This window comes from Moorena sp. SIO3I6 (assembly GCF_010672095.1).
The window spans coordinates 1-2,595 of sequence record NZ_JAAHHU010000622.1 but is presented as its reverse complement, the minus strand read 5'-3'; the positions used below and the strand labels follow the sequence as shown (position 1 = coordinate 2,595).

At 43.2% G+C, this 2,595-nt stretch carries 2 protein-coding genes; one reads left to right on the top strand and one right to left on the bottom strand.

Annotated features, from left to right (window positions below; translation table 11 throughout):
* Positions 1-384: 384 nt before the first annotated feature.
* Positions 385-2,361, bottom strand: coding sequence for a CHAT domain-containing protein (locus F6K49_RS40425; protein ID WP_293106482.1), 1,977 nt, complete (start codon positions 2,359-2,361; stop codon positions 385-387).
* On the opposite strand from F6K49_RS40425, the gene F6K49_RS40420 reads away from it, so the two are divergent.
* The coding region (locus tag F6K49_RS40420) for a hypothetical protein (protein WP_293106479.1) at positions 2,361-2,595 on the top strand (235 nt) is incomplete at its 3' end. The genes F6K49_RS40425 and F6K49_RS40420 overlap by 1 nt on opposite strands.

Genomic DNA, 2,595 nt, shown 5'->3' with positions numbered 1-2,595 from the left:
CCCACTCCCGACTCCCGACTCCCGACTCCCGACTCCCGACTCCCGACTCCCGACTCCCGACTCCCGACTCCCTGTTACCTTTGCTATTGTGATCCAGATCACACCAATCGGTTTAAAAAATCACTAAGGTGGGTGAGCTAAGTCGGTGCAGTGAAATTATTGTGGACTGTAGTATATTCACATCAACTTTAAAGAAGTTTTAGATAACTGCTGGAGGAAATAGGTAATTATGAGTAGTCAACAGATTCGCTTCGCCACTATCACCGTTATTGATATCGCTCTGTTGTTTACAGCCCCCCTGTTAGTACAATTCATTTCACGGATGCCCTGAAGGTGTTTCAAGGGAGCTAAGGCCGTTGGCCACGCTTTGCGAACAGACCAGGGTTAAGAAAATTTAAGGTACCTTGATAAATGAGGAAATAAGTAATTATGACTAATCAACAAATTCGCTTCGCCACTATCACTGTTATTGATATCGCTCTGTTGTTTACAGCCCCCCTGTTGGTACAATTTATTTCTCGCATGCCCTGAAGGTGTTTGAAGGGAGTAGGGAGTAGGGAGTAGGGAGTAGGGAAGAAAAATTATCAAAATTTCGACACGGATTGCTTTAAATATAATATAAAGCGCTATTTTCGATAACAATTGTTGTAAACTGAAAGTTGTTGTTAAATTCAGCAATAAAGCAGTGGCTAGAGGATCGACTTTCCAGAGGGTGCTGACAACGCTAGGGCTACCTGCATAGAGAAAACCACTAGGCAAACCAATATACTCATCTAAACCACTAGGTAAGCCAGTATCTTCGTCTTCGTTACTTGAAAGGGTCATCCCAGTTTCACAGGCAGAAAAGCCGACAATACGACATTGATTGAGATCAAGTTTAAAAATTTTGTACAAGGTTAGGTCTGCATCTGCTAGAAGTAGGGCTGATTCTAGGGGAGATTTAGGCTCGAACTTGCCATGACAAGAAAAGTGGACACAGTGAGCAGAGCGGAGTTGCTTGATATTTTGATTTAGTTTGGCTTCGGTTGCCTCTGCTTCAGCAAGAACTATACTGTGCTTGGGGTCAAAGTATTGTCGGATTTTATCAACTTCTAGTTTCGAGCCAGGCAAGGGTTTTGCTTCAGGTCTAGTTGGGTTTTGGATAGCAAATAAGTTATTGAAGTCGGGGCGATGTTGTTGTTTTGTTAGTTTCAGTAACTGGCTACTAGGGGCATAACTTACTCCTCTTTCAAAGCGATCGATAAGTAAATTATCCTTTGATAAAGGTAAAGCATGGAGTGGAAACAGATGCAGGAAACGATGGGGCACTAGAATTAAGCGATCGCATTTAACCCCTTGTTTCTCAAATACTCGATCAATCTCGGAAATAATGTTATCAATATCTAATATTGTAGCGAGTTTCTCCAGGCGAGAGGATAGAGTTTTTATCCATGGGTCTTTGTTGTCGCGGTAGGCATTGGTATAGTCTTTATCCCACTCTTCCAACCTTTCCAGGTTTTGGGGAGAGGATGACACAACTATGGGCTGCTGACTGTGACTGGTGACAATAAAGGTAAGAATGTTATCCCTGGTAACATACCACTCGATCATAGCGGTGCCTGGATCAATCAGGCTTTGAATATCCCTAAACGGAATAGTTTCCACGGTTTGAGTTAGACTGAAACTGGAGTCATAGTTATCATTAATTTCTTTGAGCACCTGATTTAACTGCTGTCGCGACTGCTGTAATTCTTGCTGTAGTCGTTTCCGTGACTCCTCTAAAGATTGTCGTTGCTGTTGTTGTTTGTCATCCCTATTTCCTGATAGTTTGTCTGTAACTACTTGTAACTCTTTTTCCAATGATGGAATGTTTCGACGCAGTTGATCTAACTCAGTGATTATCTGTTGGGGAACATCACCTTTAGGATAAAGGTCGCGGTTGGTGAGCAGTTGCACTAGGTCCCGGGCTTTGCTGCGTTCGACTGTTTCGATGGCTTTATCTTTCTGTTCTATATTGATATAGGCTTGCACCAGTTTGTGATAAACTTCTATAGCGTCAGCCATAATCTGTTGACGATTTTGATCATTGATTGCCCAACTGCGACTGATTTCGACTGCGGTGATTCCTTGTTGGTAGGCATCGATGGCGGGTTGCCAGTTACCTTCGTTAAAGTGAAGGTTGCCTAAGTTGCGGGAAGTTCGGAGACAGTTAATCGGATCTGCTTCTGGGGTGTAAACTTCCAATGCTCCTTGGTATGCTTCAATAGCAAGTTTCAGATTCTCTTGCTTATCACCACGAATTCTCTGGCTATAGGCATTGCCCAAGTTGTTTTGAGTCCCTGCCCAATCAATGGGGAAGTCTGATTTGGTGCAAACTGACAATGCTAGTTGGAATGCTTCAATCGATTTTTCGAGATTCTCTTGCCTACTACCACAGATTCGGCCACGATAGGCATTTCCCAGGTTGTTTTGAGTATCTGCCCAATCTTGATACCGCTGGCGAAATTAATATTTGTTTAGACATAGGTCAACCGGTCGGCCCAAGAGCAGCAAAACGAGAACATCGGGTAGCTGCAAATGGAACTCCCTGCCACCAATTAACCAAACGCACAATAT